Genomic DNA, 2023 nt, shown 5'->3' on the forward strand with positions numbered 1-2023 from the left:
CACCGGCAGCTTCGAGATCCGCGTGGACCTGCCACCGGTGGCGGTGCTGCCAGCGCCGCTGCAGCTCTGTGACGACGGGGTTGCCGATGGAGTGACCGTCTTCGACCTCAGCGTCAGGGACAGCGAGATCACGGGTGGGCAGGGCAGCTGGGCCGTCACCTATCACGAGACCCTGGCCGACGCCCAGGCCGGACAGGGCGCGGTGGACGCCCAGGCCTACACCAACACCGCGGTGGGCGGCAACCAGGCCAACCCGCAGACCCTCTATGCCGTGGTCACCGACACCGACACCGGCTGCAGGGACATCACCACACTTACCATCAGGGTGCTGCCCAACCCGACGCCCACCACTGAGCTACCGGGACTGGTGCTCTGCGACGACACCGCCCCCGGGGACATGGCAGAGTCCTTCGACCTCACAGAGAACGAGGTGCTCTTGCTCAACGGCGAGGACGGTGTGACCGCGACCTACCATGAGACACTGCAGGAGGCAGAGAGCGGCACAGCCGCGATAGCCGACCCGGGTGGCTATGAGAACAGCGCCACCCCACAGACCATCTATGTGCGGGTGACCAACGACATCACGGGATGCCACAGCACCGTGGACTTCACGGTCAGGGTGGACCCGCTTCCCAAGGCAGTGGCGCTGGAAGACTTCATCCTCTGTGAATTGGACAGCGACGGGATCGGCCAGTTCGATCTCGGTTCCAAGGACGGGGAAGTGCTGGACGGGCAGGACCCGGCAGCATTCACCGTGAGCTACCACGCGAGCCAGGCCGATGCCGATGCGCTTTCGGGAAGCCTTTTGAGCCCTTACACCAACATTGCCAACCCACAGCGCATCTATGTGGCCATCACCAACAGCGCCACCGGCTGCTCCGTGAGCACGCCGAGCTTCGAGATCGAGGTGCAGGAGGGCGCACGGGCCAACCCCGACCTGGGGGACATCCTCTATGAGGTCTGTGACGACGGGATCGAGACCGACGGGGACCCGTCCAACGACAGCGCCCAGTTCGACCTGGCCAGCCAGGACGGCGGGATCCTTGACGGCCAGGACCCAATGAACTACAGCGTGAGCTATTATGTGAGTGAAGCCGCTGCGGAGCTAGGCGAAGACCCATTGCCATTGCTCTACGAGAACCTCGGGAACCCACAGGTGGTCTGGGCCCGTGTGGACAACGACACCCCGCGTGCCGATGGCGGCGACAGTTCCATCTGCCATGCCGTGGCGGCGCTTACCCTTCGCGTGAACCCATTGCCCGTGGTCGCCCTGGAAGAATATTATACCCTCTGCGTGGGCACCAACGGCAGCGAGGTGCTCGATGCACCGGTATTGGACACGGGGCTCAGCGCCCCACAGTACACGTTCGTCTGGACCCTTGACGGGGCAGAGATCGCGGGAGCGGGGCAGGGGAGCCACACCGCCACCCAGAGCGGCAGCTATGGCGTCACGGTGACCGATGTCTCCAGCTCCGCTGTGACGGCCTGCGGGAGCACGGCCAGCGCCGAGGTGGTGGAGAGCGGTCCGCCTGCGATAACGGCCAGCGTGACCTCAGGGGCATTTGCGGACCTGCATACGGTCTCGGCAGAAACCGAGGGCATAGGCGACTACGAGTACAGCCTTGACGGTGGCCCTTGGCAGGCATCCGGGATTTTCGATGGCGTCTCCCCGGGGGCACATGAGGTCAGGGCCAGGGACCGCAACGGCTGCGGGCTTGCCACCGCGGCGGTCATGGTGGTGGACTACCCCTCGTTCTTCACGCCCAACGGCGACGGTTACAACGACACCTGGAACATTGTGGGGATCGATGGCCTACAGAACGCAAAAATTTATATCTTTGACCGCTACGGGAAGCTGCTCAAGCAGATCAGCCCCAGCGGCAGGGGATGGGACGGCACCTACAACGGCGGCCAGGTGCCCACCAGCGACTACTGGTTCGTGGTCGAGTACCAGGAACAGCAAGCACAGACAACAAGAGAGTTTAAAGCCCATTTCACACTGAAACGATAACAGACATGAATT

The 2023-nt window shown here is 63.7% G+C and carries 1 protein-coding gene; it reads left to right on the forward strand.

Annotated features, from left to right (window positions below; genetic code table 11):
- The coding region (locus ESY88_RS20535) for a T9SS type B sorting domain-containing protein (protein ID WP_147088567.1) at positions 1-2011 on the forward strand (2011 nt) is incomplete at its 5' end.
- Positions 2012-2023 lie beyond the last annotated feature (12 nt).

Source organism: Subsaximicrobium wynnwilliamsii, assembly GCF_007997225.1.
GTDB classification, from domain to species: domain Bacteria; phylum Bacteroidota; class Bacteroidia; order Flavobacteriales; family Flavobacteriaceae; genus Psychroserpens; species Psychroserpens wynnwilliamsii.